This window comes from Euryhalocaulis caribicus (assembly GCF_000412185.1).
Taxonomy (GTDB): domain Bacteria; phylum Pseudomonadota; class Alphaproteobacteria; order Caulobacterales; family Maricaulaceae; genus Euryhalocaulis; species Euryhalocaulis caribicus.
The window spans coordinates 113,580-128,905 of the sequence record NZ_ASJA01000005.1 but is presented as its reverse complement, the minus strand read 5'-3'; the positions used below and the strand labels follow the sequence as shown (position 1 = coordinate 128,905).

General features: G+C 63.8%; 9 protein-coding genes. 2 read left to right on the top strand and 7 right to left on the bottom strand.

Translation table 11 applies throughout. The annotated features are described in order from the left end of the window. Window position 1: 1 nt before the first annotated feature. Complete coding sequence (locus tag L338_RS05905; RefSeq protein WP_022697448.1) at window positions 2-1,693, top strand: carboxylesterase/lipase family protein; 1,692 nt, start codon at window positions 2-4, stop codon at window positions 1,691-1,693. 46 nt (window positions 1,694-1,739) lie between these two features. On the opposite strand, the gene L338_RS05900 is transcribed toward L338_RS05905, so the two are convergent. The 7 genes from L338_RS05900 to L338_RS05870 all read right to left on the bottom strand — a co-directional run bounded on the left by L338_RS05900 (window position 1,740) and on the right by L338_RS05870 (window position 14,295). Continuing rightward, window positions 1,740-3,056, bottom strand: a complete 1,317-nt coding sequence (locus tag L338_RS05900) for a pepsin-like aspartyl protease (RefSeq protein ID WP_022697447.1) — start codon at window positions 3,054-3,056, stop codon at window positions 1,740-1,742. Between the two features lie 25 nt (window positions 3,057-3,081). Continuing rightward, the gene (locus L338_RS05895; RefSeq protein ID WP_051122713.1) at window positions 3,082-3,870 is read right to left on the bottom strand and encodes an avidin/streptavidin family protein; all 789 of its coding nucleotides are present in this window, start codon (window positions 3,868-3,870) and stop codon (window positions 3,082-3,084) included. A 155-nt stretch (window positions 3,871-4,025) separates the two neighbouring features. Continuing rightward, a complete protein-coding gene (locus L338_RS05890) occupies window positions 4,026-5,303 on the bottom strand; it encodes a cytosine permease (protein WP_022697445.1) in 1,278 nt (425 codons plus the stop codon). 1 nt (window position 5,304) lies between these two features. Continuing rightward, on the bottom strand, window positions 5,305-6,978 hold the full coding sequence (locus L338_RS05885; protein ID WP_022697444.1) for a hydantoinase B/oxoprolinase family protein: 1,674 nt from the start codon (window positions 6,976-6,978) through the stop codon (window positions 5,305-5,307). Continuing rightward, window positions 6,975-9,068: a hydantoinase/oxoprolinase family protein gene (locus tag L338_RS05880; RefSeq protein WP_022697443.1), complete on the bottom strand. Its 2,094-nt coding sequence runs from the start codon at window positions 9,066-9,068 to the stop codon at window positions 6,975-6,977. Before L338_RS05880 ends, L338_RS05885 begins: the two co-directional genes overlap by 4 nt. A 99-nt stretch (window positions 9,069-9,167) precedes the next feature. After that, window positions 9,168-11,363 carry a TonB-dependent receptor gene (locus L338_RS05875; protein ID WP_199285738.1) on the bottom strand — a complete coding sequence of 732 codons (2,196 nt, stop codon included), beginning with the start codon at window positions 11,361-11,363 and terminating at the stop codon, window positions 9,168-9,170. Window positions 11,364-11,556: 193 nt separating this feature from the next. After that, window positions 11,557-14,295 (bottom strand): helix-turn-helix transcriptional regulator, encoded by a 2,739-nt coding sequence (locus tag L338_RS05870; protein ID WP_022697441.1) that lies wholly within the window; start codon window positions 14,293-14,295, stop codon window positions 11,557-11,559. A 93-nt stretch (window positions 14,296-14,388) separates the two neighbouring features. Here L338_RS05870 and L338_RS05865 point away from each other — a divergent pair, with 93 nt between their 5' ends. Beyond that, window positions 14,389-15,321: a gliding motility protein GldB-related protein gene (locus L338_RS05865; protein ID WP_022697440.1), complete on the top strand. Its 933-nt coding sequence runs from the start codon at window positions 14,389-14,391 to the stop codon at window positions 15,319-15,321. The last annotated feature ends 5 nt before the right edge of the window (window positions 15,322-15,326 follow it).

The following is a 15,326-nucleotide window of genomic DNA, read 5'->3' as shown; positions in this document are numbered from 1 at the left end:
CATGTCTGGACTGCCCGGATTGACCCTCGTGTTTCGCGCGGCTCGCGCGATCTGCCCCGTCCTTGTCCTGCCTGCCCTTGCCGCCTGTGCGGCGGGGGCCGCGGCGGAAGCGCCGGCGGCCAACCCGGTTGTTGCAACGGCCCAAGGCCGCGTTGAAGGCGTCCAGAAAGACGGACTGACGGTCTTTAAGAACATTCCCTACGCGGCGGCGCCCGTCGGCCCGTTGCGCTGGCGCGCCCCGCAAGCCGCACCGCCCTGGGAGGGCGTGCGCGATGCCTCGGCGTTCGGGCCCAGCTGTATCCAGCCGGCGATTCCGCGAACCAGCATTTATTACGACCCGCCGGAGGCCGCGTCAGAGGATTGCCTGAGCCTGAATGTCTGGGCGCCGGAAGACGCGGAAAACGCGCCCGTCATCGTCTGGATACATGGCGGATCCCTGCGCATTGGGGGCGCCGCCGAGCCGCTCTATGACGGGGCGGAGCTGGCGAGCCGTGGAATTGTGCTCGTCTCGATCAATTACCGCCTCGGGGTTCTGGGGTGGCTGGCGCACCCCGGTTTGAGCGCGGAGTCGCCGAACGCCGCATCGGGCAATTATGGCCTGCTGGACCAGATCGCGGCGCTGCGCTGGGTCCAGAAGAACGCCGCCGCGTTCGGCGGTAATGCGGACAATGTCACGATCATGGGGGAATCCGCCGGGGCGCTGAGCGTCACCTATCTGATGAGCAGCCCGCTGGCCCGCGGCCTGTTTCACAAGGCCATCGCGCAAAGTCCAAATATCCGGGCCGTGCCGCACCTCACCCGCTCCGCCCATGGCTTGCCGTCAGCGGAGGCGATCGGCGCGAAGCTGGCCGCCGGTCTTGGCCATCCCGGCGTTGAAGAGCTGCGCGCGATGGATGCGCAAACCCTGACGGACGCCGCCGCCAGGAAGCGTTTCCCCAGTCAGGGGACCATCGACGGCTGGTCGCTTCCCCGACAAGTGATCGAGGCGTTCGAGGACGAGGCGCAGGCCAGCACGCCTTTACTGGCCGGGTTCAATAGCGGCGAACTGCGCTCCCAGAGGATTTTTCTGCCGCCGGCGCCGGAGGACGCGGCGGCCTATGAAACCGCCATTCGCTGCGGTTATGGCGATCTGGCTGACGCATTTCTGGACCTTTATCCGGCATCCAACATCGGACAATCGATACTGGATACGCTGCGCGACGCCATTTATGGCTGGGCCGTGGAGCGCATGATCCGCGAACAGTCTTCAGACGGCCTGCCCGCCTATCTCTATATCTTCGACCATTGCTACCCGGCGGCCCGGGCGCGTGATCTCTGCGCCTTCCACGCCAGCGAATTGCCCTTTGTTTTCGGCAAGACGGGCAATGAGGCGGCGTTCCCGCCCAACTGGCCGGTTCCGGAGGGCGATGGGGAAGCGGCGCTTTCTTCGGCGATGATGGATTACTGGGCGTCTTTCGCCAGAACCGGAATGCCGGAGAGCCGGAACGGCCCGCACTGGCGTCCCTATTCCGACGGTCAGTCCTATCTGCATATCGCCGACATGCCCGCCGCCGCCCGCGACCCGCTGCCCGGCATGTTCGAGATGCAGGACGAACTTGTCCAACGCCGCCGGGAGGCGGGGCAACAATGGTTCGTCAATGTGGGCGTCAACGCCGCGCCAGGCTGCGATACCGGGACGGCCTCCCCGCAGTGAGATGTCCCATACTCAACCGCCCCGGTATCGCGCGCTGGCGGCGCTTTCAGGAATCGGAACCCCGCCGGGCCAGCTCCTCGGCCGGCACGGCCTCGCCCGTATCGGTATAGATGCAGGTATAGGTCTTGGGCTGCGCGCCGCCGCTCTTCCGGTAGAGATACATATCGCTCTGGATCAATTGCCCCTCCGGCGCGAGGCCGTATGTGAAGCGGGAATAGACCAGGTCCATGAAGGTCGACCCGACCAGCAGGCCGCCCACCCCGTCAAGCCGGTGGAAAGCCAGCGCCCATTTCCCCGCCTGGTCGCCTTCCTGCACATAGTAGGAATATTGCTCCGGCGAGAGGGTGATCTGAAGCTGGTAGGCTGAATAACCGTAGCAGGTTTCGCCCATGTTCAGTGTCACGTCCGGCAACTGGTAATCGGAGGGTCCGCCTTTGGTGTAATAAAGACCCGTCCAGTTGCCGTTCTCGTCATAGGTGCGCGTAAAGATCGGCTGTCCGTCAGGCCCCGTCATCTGCGAGAGCGGAGTCATGATCGGATAGAGATATTGCGCATCGCCCTTGAACCGGGACGAGCCGGAATCGAGGAAGAAGGTCTGCCCCTGAAGCGCGGGAAGCGGCGTGCCCCCCAGGAAGACGTTCGCCAGCTCGGTTCCCCAGAGATAACCGATCGCCGCCTTTTTCGGGGCCAGCCGCGCCTCGGTTTGCTGGACATATTGAGAGGGATCCCCCGGCCCGCCCAGATAGGTATAGCCCATCCCCGTCGAGGGTTCGGTCACCATGGCAAACTCCGGCTGGGCCAGAACGCCGGATTTGAACAGTTCGCCCATCAGGAAGCCTGATCCCTGTTCCACCCAGGTGGAGGTCGAAGGCATGCCGATTCCGCCGCCCCAGGCGAGATATTCAAACTTCGGCCCCTCATACTGGACCGAAGCAAAGAAATTGCTCGCCTGGTATGAAACGCCATTGATCCCGACCGGGACCGAACCGGTCCAGGTATACATGTCGCCCCACGGTCCGAACGAGCGCTTGGTCGAGCTGGTATCAATCCAGGTGAAGCCGGGCTGCGTGGTGTTCACCTTCAGATGCGCGTTGCAGGCCGTGGTCTGGCACTTGTCTGACGTGGCCCAGAAAAAATTCGCGCCGCTGTCGATCGCCAGATGCATGGGGCTGGAGCCCAGCGTGATCGCATCGGTGTACCAGGGCGTCGCGCCGTAATCGGCCATCTGGCCGAGTTTCATGGGCACGGTCAGCATGGCGCCCGTATCCGGCGGAGCCTCGCCCCCCGTCGCGCAGGCCGCCGGCAGCAACGCCGAAACCGCCGCCGCGAGAAAAGCTGCTTTCCTGTTAAATTGATGGGTCATGTCCCTCGCCTCCCCTGCGGTGGAATCAATCGTCGGATGATTTGGTAAAGGTCCACTGAGAGACCTGTGTCTGGGTATAGATCGTGTCGGCGGACGTGCCGCGGCTGGCATAGACCGTGAGGGTCATCACCCCGGTCGAGAAATCCAGGCTGCCCGCCATGCTCATACAGACGCCGGCGTCGCCGACCCCGACGCTGACCGAGAGACCCTGACGGGCGATGCCGCCCGACTGTGCGTCCACATCGGTAAACCCGACCAGAACATAGCGCCCCGCCGCGCTGGCCAGATCGCCCGTGACATAGCCGGTGCTGGGGCCGCTGACGCTCAGCTGCATGATCGTGCCGGGCTCCTCGTTACAGACCCAGACGCCGCTGATCGGGTCGGTTCCGTTCGCGCCCTCGCTGAGCGCGTCCTTGATGGAGCTATCCGTCTCACCCTGTTTGGGCGTGTAGATCAGCTTGTCGATATAGGTGCCGACATTGGCGACGTTCGGGAAATTGTCCGTCGCGACCATGGCGTGCATCAGATAGAGCGTCGGCTGAGAGCCGCTGGTGTTCAACTGGCCGCTGAGGCCGGAAACCCAGTGCCAGCTAGGGTCGCCCTGCCCGCCCGTATAGGACCGCCAGTAGATGGAGAGCGCCGCGCTCTGGCCCAGCGAGGGCGTGGGGTCGGATGGTCCGGCCATCCCGGCGACATAGTATTTTCCGGTGGACCCGGTTGAGGATGAATAGGTTCCGGCGATCAGACCGCCGGCAAACTGGCTCAAATTCATCACCGAACCGTAGCTGTTCGACCAAACTCCCGTCAGGCTCATCGATCTTTCCTCCCCTTAAGGCGCGATGTCAGTTCACGGGCGAGTCTTGCGCGTCTCAGGCGAATTCCGCCATCAGCGTTTCGGATAGACTCAAAGGAGATCGGTATAGTCCGGGGGTTCGCCCCCCTACCCTTTCGGGTAGTCGCCCGCGCGCTTCAGGCGGCCCGGCCGGAGCGCCGCGCGGCGGCGCGGCGGGCATAGCCCAGCCCGGCATAGATCAAGAAGGCGGCGAGGATGGAATCCAGCGCCGCGACGCCGGTGAAGCTCGCCCGCTCCGAATAGGCCGCGTATCCGGCCGCCACTGCGCCGCCCCATGCGGCGAAGGCCGGCCAGCTGATCGCGGACTCCGTTTTCAGGGCCTCAAGCGAGAACGCGTCCCGGAACAGCAGCGCTTCGGACGCATAGATGCTGGCGATCGGGGGCAGCGCGATGCCCAGAAGAATGAGGTAGCGGGTGAGGTAATCCTGCGCGTGCAGCATCGCCAGCGCCGTCCCGGCGGTCCCCGCCGCCAGAAGGATCGTCCGCAAATCCACCCGCTTCAATATGGTCGCCACCGAAAGCCCGGCGGAATACAGGCACAGAACATTTGAGGACCAGGAGGCGAGCAGCAGCAGGATGAAGGCCGGAACGCCGATGCCCAGCCCCAGCATGATCAGGAACAGGTCCGACTGCCCCATGGCGACGCTGGGAATGGCCGCCAGCAAGAGCACCACGGGAAAACTGACGCCCAGCGCGATCACGGCGGACCATATGGCGTGCGGCCTGTTGCGCGCGAACCGGGCATAGTCCGGCTGGATGATCACGCCGGCGATATAGCTGCCGATTACGGCCGAAACGGCGGAGGAAAAGCTGAGCGTGCGCTGGTCCGCGGGCAGGCTCCAGCCATCGATTTTGCCGATGGAAAGCGCGGCGGCGTAGATCAGGAAAAGCGCCATGAGCGGGACCAGCGCCAGGGCCAGCTTGTCGATTCCCTTGAAGCCGGAAATCGTGACTCCGACGATCAGCAGGCTGCCGATAACGGCATAGATCTCGGCCGGGATCGACAGGCCGAGCGTCTGGCTCACAAGCAAATCCGCAGCTTGCGCGAAAATATTGGATATCACGCCGAACCAGCCGATCAGGGACAGCGCGACGGCCAGGTTCGCCGCCGCGGCGCCGCGGCGGCCAAATGCGAATTCGGCCAGCATATAGGCGGAAAACCGCGATTTCACGCCGGCCCAGGCGGTCATCGCGCCCAGGACGGCCAGCGTCAGGCAACCCAGTATGAACGCGGCGGCGGCATGGGCCACGCCCAGCCCGTCGCCAATCGCCGCCGCCATGAGGAAGCCGGGAATGGATATGGTTCCCCCGACCACCACCATGGCGATATGGAATCCGCCCACGCGCCGGTCCTGAGGCACCGGAACGCGGGCGAAATCATCCTTTACAGGCACGTCAGCCCGTGACGCCGTAGTGACGCTCCGCCTGTTCGGGCGTGATGTAACCGTTCTTCAGATCGGACAGCACGTATTCCCGCGGCCGCGCCGCCGGTTCGCCATAACCCCCGCCCGTGGCGCTGATCATACGGAACGTTTCGCCTTTCCTGGCGCGGACCGCCGTCGCCATCGTATAGCGCTCGCGTGTTCCATCTTTCCGGATATGCCAGGCCGCGTTGGTGGAGCCTTCCTCGCCGCCGTCCATCGCCCAGGGGCGCGTCGTGGTGCGGGTGGCGGAATAGGTCAGGAACGCTTCCTCCGCCGTTATACGATAGTCCAGAACCACGCCTTTCCCGCCGCGGAATTCGCCTTCGCCTCCATCCTCGTTATGGAAGGCGTACTGGTCGATCTCGAAGCCATAACGGCTTTCGGCAAGCTCGACGGGGATATTGAACGTTTCGCCGTTCGCACAGCAGAATTGTCCGTTATCCCCGTCCAGCCCGGCAGAGGCCCCCCAGCCGCCAAGCAAGGGCTCCCCCATCACGAACAGTTCGCCCGTATCGGGATGCGGTCCGGAAATGAACGTGGCGCCCACGGTTCGCTGGTGACCTGCGGGCAGTTTCTCGGGCATATGCGGCGCCAGCGCCTTCCACATGACCTCGATCGCGGCGATCAGCGCCTCGTAATAGATCGAGACCGGCGCCGGCGATTCCGCGGAAATCAGGGTGCCCGGCGGGCAAACCACCTCCAGCGCGCGGAAACATCCGCCATTGGCCGGAATTTCCGTATTGGTGACCGCCTTGAAGGCGCAGCGCGCGCCCGTGACCAGCCCCGTATAGCTGCAATTGATCGGACCGTTGACCTGCGGGTCCGTACCGGTGAAGTCCGCGACCATGCGGCCGCCGTCAATCGTCACCTTGACCTTGATGCGGAACGGCCCGTTCCCGTGGCCGTCCTCCTCTACGATATCCTCCGCCTCGAACACGCCCTGGGGCAGTTTCTTCAGCTCGGCCAGCGTCATGCGCTCGCCGTAATCGAGCAGGCCGGTCATGGCGGAAAGCACGGCGCTCTCGCCGTATTTGGAAACCAGGTCCAGAATCCGCTTCGCGCCCACCTTGCAGGCGGCGACGCCGGCGTACATGTCGCCGATCGTGCTGTCGGGCAGGCGGACATTGTCGCGGATCATGCTGACCAGTGACTGGTTCAGGCGGCCTTCGTCATAGAGTTTCAGGAAGCGGAAATGCAGGCCCTCCTGATAGATCTCCGTCGCCTCTGTCGAGACGCTGCCGGCGTGGGAGCCGCCAACCTCTGTCCAGTGGGCCTTGTTCACGGTCCAGGCGATCAGCCGGTCATCGTGAAACACCGGATAGACAATTACGACGTCCGACAGATGCGTGCCGCCGCCCTCATAGGGCGAATTGGTGATGAAGATATCGCCGGGCCGGACATCGTCTTCACCGGGATAATGTTCCAGCGTGCTCTGCACCGCCGTGTCCAGCGTGGCGAGAAAGGCGGTCACGCCATTGCCCTGAGCCAGAAGATTTCCCGCCGCGTCCGTGGCGCCGACCGCGAAATCGGTCGTTTCATAGATGATCGGACTCATCGAGGTGCGGATCATGGCGTTGAACATTTCCTCGCCCACCGCGACGAGGGAGTCCTTGATGATTTCGAGCGTGAAGACGTCCTGTTTCATTGCCCTGACTCCTTGGCGCTGATCTGAATGCGGTAATTGCCAAACTTGTCGACGCTCAGCCGCTTGCCGGGCGGGATGACCAGGGTCACGGCCGGTTCCTGAACCACCGCCGGGCCGGTCAGCGTCATGCCCGGCTCCATTTTCAGGCCGTTATAGATGTCCGCCTCGACCACGCCGCCACTGTCGAAATCGACCTCGCGGCGGGTGATATGGGCGTCCTCTATCTTGCGGCCCGTGACCGCCTTTTCCGCCAGATCGGGCTTATCGACCGGCGCGAAGGCGGCCAGATGGAAATTGACAATCTGGATGGGCGCGTCGAGGCGATAGGTGAAGCGCTGTTCGTGGAGTTCGTGAAACCGCTCCGCCGCGGCCGCCATGTCCGGCCCGCCATCGCCATTGGGCGGCAGATCCACTTTCACCGTGTGCTCCTGCCCCTGATAGCGCATGTCCGCCAGGTAATTGAATTTCAGGTCGCTGCAGTCGCCGACTTCGCCCGTGAAATCCACGCAGGCGCGGTCGCGCATTTTCGAAAAGGCGCGTGCGATGTCATTGCGGAAATCGGCGTGCAGCGGGGTCGGCCGGGTGCGCACATAGTCACGGCGCAGATCGGTCAGCAGCATGCCCCAGGCGGAAAACACCGCCGAATTTACCGGCACGATAACCTCCGGCACGTTCAGCTCTTCGGCCAGCGACACGGCGTGCATGGCGCCCCCGCCCCCGAACGCGATCAGGGAGAAGTCGCGCGGATCGTGTCCTTTATTGGTTGAGACCAGCCGCAACGCATTGACCATGTTGGCGTTGGCGATGCGCACAACCCCGCGGGCCACGTCCTCCACCGACAGTTTCAGACGTTCGGACAAGGCGCCGAAAGCGTCCTTCACGGCGCGCCAGTCCGGCTCGACTTCGCCGCCGACAAAGCTTTTGGGGTCGATCCGGCCCAGCAGCAGATTGGCGTCTGTTGTCGTCGCCTTGCTGCCGCCCCGTCCGTAGGCGGCGGGGCCGGGCGAGGCGCCGGCCGATTGCGGCCCGACATGCAGCTTGCCGCCCTCGTCCACCCAGGCGATGGAGCCGCCGCCATTGCCGATCTCGACAATATCCACGACCGGAGTCTGGATGGGATAGCCCGGATTCTGCGGCGTCCGCTCGATATAATAATCGGTGGATATTTTCACTTTGCCGTTTTCGACCAGCGCGCACTTGGCCGTCGTGCCGCCAATATCCAGAACGATCAGGTTTTCCTTGCCGATGGCGCGACCCATATAGGCGGCGGCGTAAATGCCGCTGGCCGGGCCGGATTCCACCATGGCCACGGGATTGGCCTTGGCCGCCTCCGCGCCTGTGATGCCGCCATTGGACTGCATCATGTAGGGATCACGCTCGAACCCGTGCTGGCGCAGCCGGCCCTCCAGCCGCTCGATATATTTCTTCGCGGCCGGGTGGACATAGGCGGAAAGCACGGTGGTGTTCGTGCGCTCATATTCCCGCCATTCGCGGCTGATTTCATGCGACGCCAGAACCGAAACTTCCGGCCACTGATCCCGGATCGCGGCGAGCGTCTTGCGCTCATTTTCCGGCGCCAGATAGGCATGCAGGAACGCGATGGCGATCGCCTCCACGCCCTCCTTGCGGAAATAGTCCAGGATCTCTGGCAGCTCTGACAGCTCCACGTCCCGCACCGTCTCGCCCTTGTGGTTCGCCCGTTCGGTCAGTTCGGCCCGCAGATGGCGCTCCACGAAGGGGGCCGGCTTCCTGAAATTGAAGTTGAAAAGGTCGGGCCGGTTTCCGCGCGCGATTTCCAGCACGTCGCGGAAGCCCCGCGTGGTGATCAGCGCGGTGCGCGCGCCTTTCCGCTCGGTCAGCGCGTTGATCACCACCGTGGAGCCGTGCGCGAAGAAATCGAGGCTGGCGGGATCGACGTTCGCCTTCTCCATCACGTTCATGACGCCGCGTTCGAACTCCGGCGGCGTGGTGTCGGACTTGGCGGCGCGGATCGCCCCGGGCCTGCCCGTTTCCGGGTCAACTTCGTAATAAACAAGATCGGTGAATGTGCCGCCGACATCGGTGGCTGCGCGCTTGCGCCTGGATTGCATGGGTTCGCCCTTTTTTCGCGTATTTGCCGGAAGGCGTTCAGACCCGCGTCAGCGGGCGCCAGACGCGGGCCGGCTTTCCGCCAGCCCGCGCTGAAAGGCCTAGAACTCTTTCCGCAGATCGATCCGCCATTGCGTCGGCTGGGCGGGGTGGGCGAACCCGCCAAGCACGTATTCGGAATTATAGGCTTCGTCGAAGACGTTGTTCCATGTGCCGATCAGGCTCCAGCCGCCTTCCTGATGCTCGATCCCGAAACGCAGATCGACCAGATCGAAAGCCGAGCGGGCGGTGGAGTTTTCCGGGTCCCAGAACTGGTCGCCGCGATGTTCGTAATCCACGCGGCCGAACAGGTTCAGCCCGTTCCAGTAAGGCGCGGTCCGGTATTGCACGCCCGCATTGAACGTCATGTCCGGCACATAGGGCGCCTTGTTGCCGACCGCGGCCGGGTTCAGGGCGTATTCCTCGACCTCGCTGTCGGTCACGCCGACGGAGGCGTAGGCGTCCAGCCCCTCGGCCAGATTGGCCGCCAGTTCCAGTTCGCCGCCCTGAAGGCTGACTTCGTCGATATTGACCAGCACCTGCGCGCCGACCGCCCCGACAAAGACGAAATATTGCTGCCCCTCGACCGTGGTGTCGAACACCGCGCCGCTAAGGCGAAGCCGGTCGCCGAGACGGCCCTTGAAGCCCAGTTCGTAGGTCTCCGTGATTTCCTCATCGACCACGTCCTCGACCCCGACCAGGCCGGCGGCGGCTGCCGCCGCGCCAACGCCGTTCTGGTTGAACTGGCCGCTGCGGAAGCCCTCGCCCCAGGAGGCATAGACGTTGAAATCCGGGGTAATCTGGTAACGCGCCGTCAGCTTCGGCTGCAGCTTGTCGTAAGTGGCGGTGTTGACCGCGCCGGGCACGCCGCCGGTGTTCAGCGGGGAAACGGTCTGCTCGCGCTCGTCCTCGTCATAGCGCAGGGCCGCTGACAGTTCGAGCCGGTCTGTGACGTCGAAATCGACATTGCCGAACAGCGCCCAGGCCGTGTTGTCATTATCGTCCGCGAAATAGGTGAGCGTCGGGTTGGCCGGGTCGGAGAAGAGCGGTTCCCGCTCGACACGCGTGATGCCCTGGCCGAGATCCGAGCCGGTGGTGGAGGAGATGAAGCGGTCAGTCTCCAGATAATAGACGCCCGCCATCCAGCGCAGCCGCTGGTCGGCCGGAGAAATGATCCGGAACTCCTGGCTCCAGGCCTCGATATCAACGAACTGGGTCTGGGTGCCGTCGCCAAGCGGCGCGGCGCCGGGACTGATTGTTGTCGCCGCGGTGTAGGGGAACTGGTCGCCCTGCAGATATTCCTGGAGATCATTGTAGGAGCTGACCGAGCGCAGCGTGACCCCGCCCAGATCATAGTCCATCTTCAGCGCGAACTCGTTGATATCACGCTCGTTAAAGCCCGGATTGTTCGAATAGATGATCCGGCTGACCTCGTCCGCGTCGCCGCGGGTGAAATCCAGCGCGATCGGTTTTCCGTCCGGCCCCACGATGGCGGGCTGATAGACATAGTTCAGGCCGCCGCCTTCGGCGCGGGAAACGCTGGCGCGCAGGTCCGCCTCGAAATTCCCGGTCGGACGCCACAGCAGCTTGCCGCGCAGCGTGATGTCTTCCAGATCGCCGACACGCTCTCCCAGCGTCTCGTTGATCAGGCTGCCGCCATAATCGCTGTAGCGCGCCGCGGCGCGGAACAGCAGCTTGTCTTCCACAATCGGGCCGCTGACCGCGCCCTGGAGAAGATGCTCGTTTCGGCCGATGCCCGCGCGCACATGGCCTTCCAGGACATTGGAAGGGTCCTTCGTGGTGATCAGGATGGCCCCGCCGGTGGCGTTGCGGCCGTACAGCGCGCCCTGCGGCCCCCGCAGCACTTCGATCCGCTCCACATCAACCAGTTCCTGCGTGAACTGACGGGAATTGATCTGCAGCACGCCATCCACGACCGTCGCCACCGGCGGCTCGCCGTTCCGCACCTGCGTCACGCCGCGGATCGTCAGGGCCGACAGCCCGACATTCTGCGCTTCGTCGATGGTGACATTAGGCGTCAGGGTGATGAAGTCGCCCACCCGGTCGATGCGCGCGTCCTCGATCTCCTCCTCATTGTAGGCGGTGACCGAGATCGGCACTTCCAGCGCGGTTTCTATCCGTCCGCGCGCGCCGGTGACGACGATCTCATCGGTAATCGCGGTTTCCGATACAGCCGTGTCAGGCGAAACGTCCTGCGCCAGACCGGCCCCCGCCGGCGCGGCGATTGCGGTAGACATCAGAAAAAGACGGATTCGACGGTTCATGCTCTTTCCCCCGTATTGCACCCGGCGAGGCCGGGCGTTTCTGCGCCTCTCCCGCACGGAAAAATCACCGCATAGAGTTTTGAAAAACCGGCGCAGGCGCAACGCCCGCCAAGTGTAGAAATTCAACTTTCCCGGGTAGGTCGGGTCCTGACGGCAGAATCACAGCCTACCCGTTCGGGTAGGTTTCTCCGCGCCCTTCAAGATCCCGGATGCGCGCCACCGCTTGCGTGCGCCGCTCCACGCCCAGCTTCTTGAAAATATTCTTCAGATGAAACTTCACGGTATGCTCGGTCAGATCCAGCGCGCGGGCGATTTCCTTGTTGGCGGATCCGTTGGCCAGCTCCTGCACGACTTCCTGCTCCCGCGCGCTGAGGCCCAGCGCCTCCAGCGCGCCGGTGGGATCGTCGTTCACGCTGCGAACTTCCAGACACTCGCTGATGAAGTCCAGAAGCACGATATCCATGGCCTCGTTTCGCGCCTTTTTACGCACCGCGGCCAGAAGCGATCCCGATATCAGCGGGTTTCGGAAAGGCCGGCGCAGGCGCTCGGGGGCGGCAAGCAGCAGCGCGTCCAGCAGCGTTGCCAGCGCGCCTTCCCGGTTCCCCGCCTTGTCCAGAACGCCCGCCTTCATGGCCATCGCCTGAACCGTGTAGAGCTCAGCGCCAATGGAGCGGGCGCAGGCTTCCATATCCTCCAGTATGGCGATCGATCTGGAGCGGTCCGCCTGTGCATGATGCAGCGCCAGCGCCGCCCCGGCCGCCTGATATGGCCGCCACGCAAAGATATTCTCTTTCCATATCCCCTTGGGGAAGTCGGCCTCCAGGCGCTCGGCCAGCGCCGCCCCGGCGGCGGCCTCCCCCTTCAGGGCCAGAAGCCACAGGCGATGCGCTCTCGAAATATCGGTCAGGCGCCGGATGCCGCGTTCGGCGGCGGTCTGCTCGGCCCGGCGGATCGCTTCTTCGGCGGCCGCGAAAGATTGCTGGTCCAGCGCCGCGGCGACCTCCACGTCCAGCGCCTGGGCGTAGATCTCGAACCAGCCGTCATAGGTTTCCACATGCGCAACGGCGCGGCGGAATTCGCTGTGATCGCCCGCCTTCCACTCGTCACGCCAGTGCAACAGGGCGCTCAGCAGAAGATCGGCCAGCGACCGCAAGCCGCTATCCGCGCCAAAATTGTCCTCGGCCATCTGCCGCGCCTGACGGAAATTGGCTTCCGCTTTTTGCAGCCGCCCCTGATACAGCGACGCGCCGCCGGCATGGAGAAAACAGTAATTCAGACCCAGCACGGACCCCGCGGCCCGCATGGCCCGCATGGCCTCCCGGCTGCGGTCCTCCGCGATGCGGATATTGCCGTTCGCCATGCTGACCAGCGCGAACGCACAGATCAGAACCCCGGTCGTCAAACCATCCGATGACGGGGTCTGGTCCAGCAATTGTTCCAGACGGGCCGCTTTGCGGGAATCGTATCGCTGATCCTCGTACATATCCGCTAGGGCGCAGATATTGACGAAATCGCGCGCCAGCGGCGCGTCATAGGGTTCCAGCGGGTCAATGCCTCCGCAGGTCTCCCGCACCTGATTCAGCAACATGCGGGCGTCCGGCAGATTGCCTTCCTTCAGCGCCAGATAAGCGAACGCTATCTGAACCCGCGGATAGGCGGCCGCTTCCCGGAGCGGAATATTGCGCAGCAAATTGCGCAGATAACCGATCCCGCCATAAAGGATCAGCTCCCACCCGCCGGCGTCCTCGATCAGCTTGGCGCAGCGGTCCAGATCGCCGCCGAGCCGGGCATGGCGCACCGCGTCGGAAATATAACCCTGCTTGGCGTACCAGACGCTGGCGCGCATATGCAGGCCGGGAATGGCGTCCGGCATGCGTCGCTGCAAAAGGCCCTGAAGATGCTCCGCGAACAGATGATGATAACGGTACCAGTCCGAGGGCTCCTCCAGCGGCACCAGCAGGCTCTGAAGCGGCTGCAGGCGATCGAGAACATCCCAGGCGTCGCTGCGCTGACACACCGCATTGGCGAGCGGCGCATTGAACCGGTCGAGTATCGCCGTCTGAATAAGAAAGTCCGGCAGGTCTTCAGGCAGCTGGTCCAGCACCTGATCGGCCAGATAGGCGGCCAGATGACCGCCATGCCCGGCCAGCCCCTCCAGCGCCGCATCGATGGGGCGATCCCCGTCGATGGCCAGACGCGCCAGCTGCACCGCCACGCCCCAGCCCTCCGTCCGCTGGAACACCGCGCCCAGTTGATCGTCGGTCAGGTCGGGACGAATGACGGCGCGTGTTTCCTCTGCGGAAAAGCGCAGCATTTCGCCATCGATCTCCGCCGCCTGACCCGCCGCGACCCGCCTACCCAGAGACAGTTCGGGCCTCAGGCGCGTGGAAACAATCAGCGAGAAATTCGGCGGCAACGCATCGATCATGCGCTCCAGCGCCTCATCGGTGTCCGGGTTCATGATGCGGTGATAGTCGTCAAGAACGAGGACGACCTGTCCGATATGGCCCGCAGCCGCCTGCAGCAACGCGCCGAAGGCGGAATCGATGGAGATTTCAGTCAGGCCCTGCTCCGCCAGCGCCTCCAGCCGGCCGGTATTCACGCCGGCCTCGCTCAACGCAAAGATCAGATAGGAGAGAAACTGCCGCAGATCCGCATCGTCTTCGTCCAGGCTCAGCCAAGCCACCGATGCGCCGACGGCGGCGCATTGCTCCCGCCATTGCGCGATCAGCGTGGTCTTTCCAAACCCCGCCGGGGCGACCACCACGCATAAGGGGCGCCGCACGGCTTCATCGAGAACCGAGACAAGACGCTGTCTCGCCAAAAGGGAAACTTGCTGGCGCGGGGCGTCCAGCTTGGCGCGGACAAACCAGCGGCGCGGATTATTGGCGGTCAGTTCGTTCATCGTCGCGTCAACACAACTGACTGGTTTGTCTTTATCGCGCAAGTTTGATGCTTTAGCTCTCTGCCCGAAACAGAGAGTACTTGCGGAAATATTATGCCCGGGATTTTGAGACTGACCCGCGCCATTGTCTTGATGGCCCTTGCCGCAGCAGCGAACCCTGATGCCTTCGCGGAGACTTTGGAGCCGGTTATCGAGACCGGCGATGTCGACCGTTTCTATGAAATTTATGATGCGGCGGACGGACAACCATCAGCGGAAACCCTGCAGGAAGACTATCTGGAAAAGGGATCGGACGGGTTGCTGAGTCTTGCCCGGCTGAGACAGGTGACGGGCGAACGCATCGCCACGGCCATTCAGGAGCGGCCGGAGCTGTACGAGGATGCACGGGAATGCGCCAGAACGCTTCCCCGGGTCAGATCCCGCCTGAAGGCGGCGTTGCGTAAGCTGAACGAACTCTACCCGGATGCTCGCAACCCGGCCGTCACGATCGCTGTCGGCCGCGGGAAGCCCGTCGGGATCGGCTATCCGGATACCGGCGTCCAGATCGGGCTGGAGGCCCTTTGCTACGCCGCGTTCCTCAATCCCGACGTCGAGGACCGGTTCGTCTATGTCATCGCCCACGAATATATCCACGTGGTGCAATCCCCTGAATTGGTCGAAAGCACCGAGGAAAACCCGACGGTTCTTGATATCTCGCTTGTGGAGGGAGCCGCGGAATTCGTCGGCGAGCTGATTTCGGGCGATGTCGCCTATGGCGGTCTGCGCGGCAATGTCGAGGGCCGGGAGACTGAGATCGAGCGCGCTTTCCTTGCCGACAAGGACAAGACCGACCTGTCGGACTGGGTCTATAACTCAACCCCCGATCAGCCGGGCGATCTGGGCTATTGGGTCGGCTATCGTATCGTCAAAGCCTATTACCAGAACAGCGGCGACAAGCGCCGCGCTCTCAGAGAAATACTGGAAATGACCGATCCGGACGCCTTTCTGGAGGCAAGCGGCTGGCGCCCCGGAATCGCGCTCGAATAAGGCGT

Coding starts and splice junctions, on each gene's coding strand:
- L338_RS05905 (WP_022697448.1), top strand. CDS start 2: ATGTCTGGACTGCCCGGATTGACCCTCGTGTTTCGCGCGGCTCGCGCG.
- L338_RS05900 (WP_022697447.1), bottom strand. CDS start 3,056: ATGACCCATCAATTTAACAGGAAAGCAGCTTTTCTCGCGGCGGCGGTT.
- L338_RS05895 (WP_051122713.1), bottom strand. CDS start 3,870: ATGAGCCTGACGGGAGTTTGGTCGAACAGCTACGGTTCGGTGATGAAT.
- L338_RS05885 (WP_022697444.1), bottom strand. CDS start 6,978: ATGAAACAGGACGTCTTCACGCTCGAAATCATCAAGGACTCCCTCGTC.
- L338_RS05880 (WP_022697443.1), bottom strand. CDS start 9,068: ATGCAATCCAGGCGCAAGCGCGCAGCCACCGATGTCGGCGGCACATTC.
- L338_RS05875 (WP_199285738.1), bottom strand. CDS start 11,363: ATGTCTACCGCAATCGCCGCGCCGGCGGGGGCCGGTCTGGCGCAGGAC.
- L338_RS05870 (WP_022697441.1), bottom strand. CDS start 14,295: ATGAACGAACTGACCGCCAATAATCCGCGCCGCTGGTTTGTCCGCGCC.
- L338_RS05865 (WP_022697440.1), top strand. CDS start 14,389: ATGCCCGGGATTTTGAGACTGACCCGCGCCATTGTCTTGATGGCCCTT.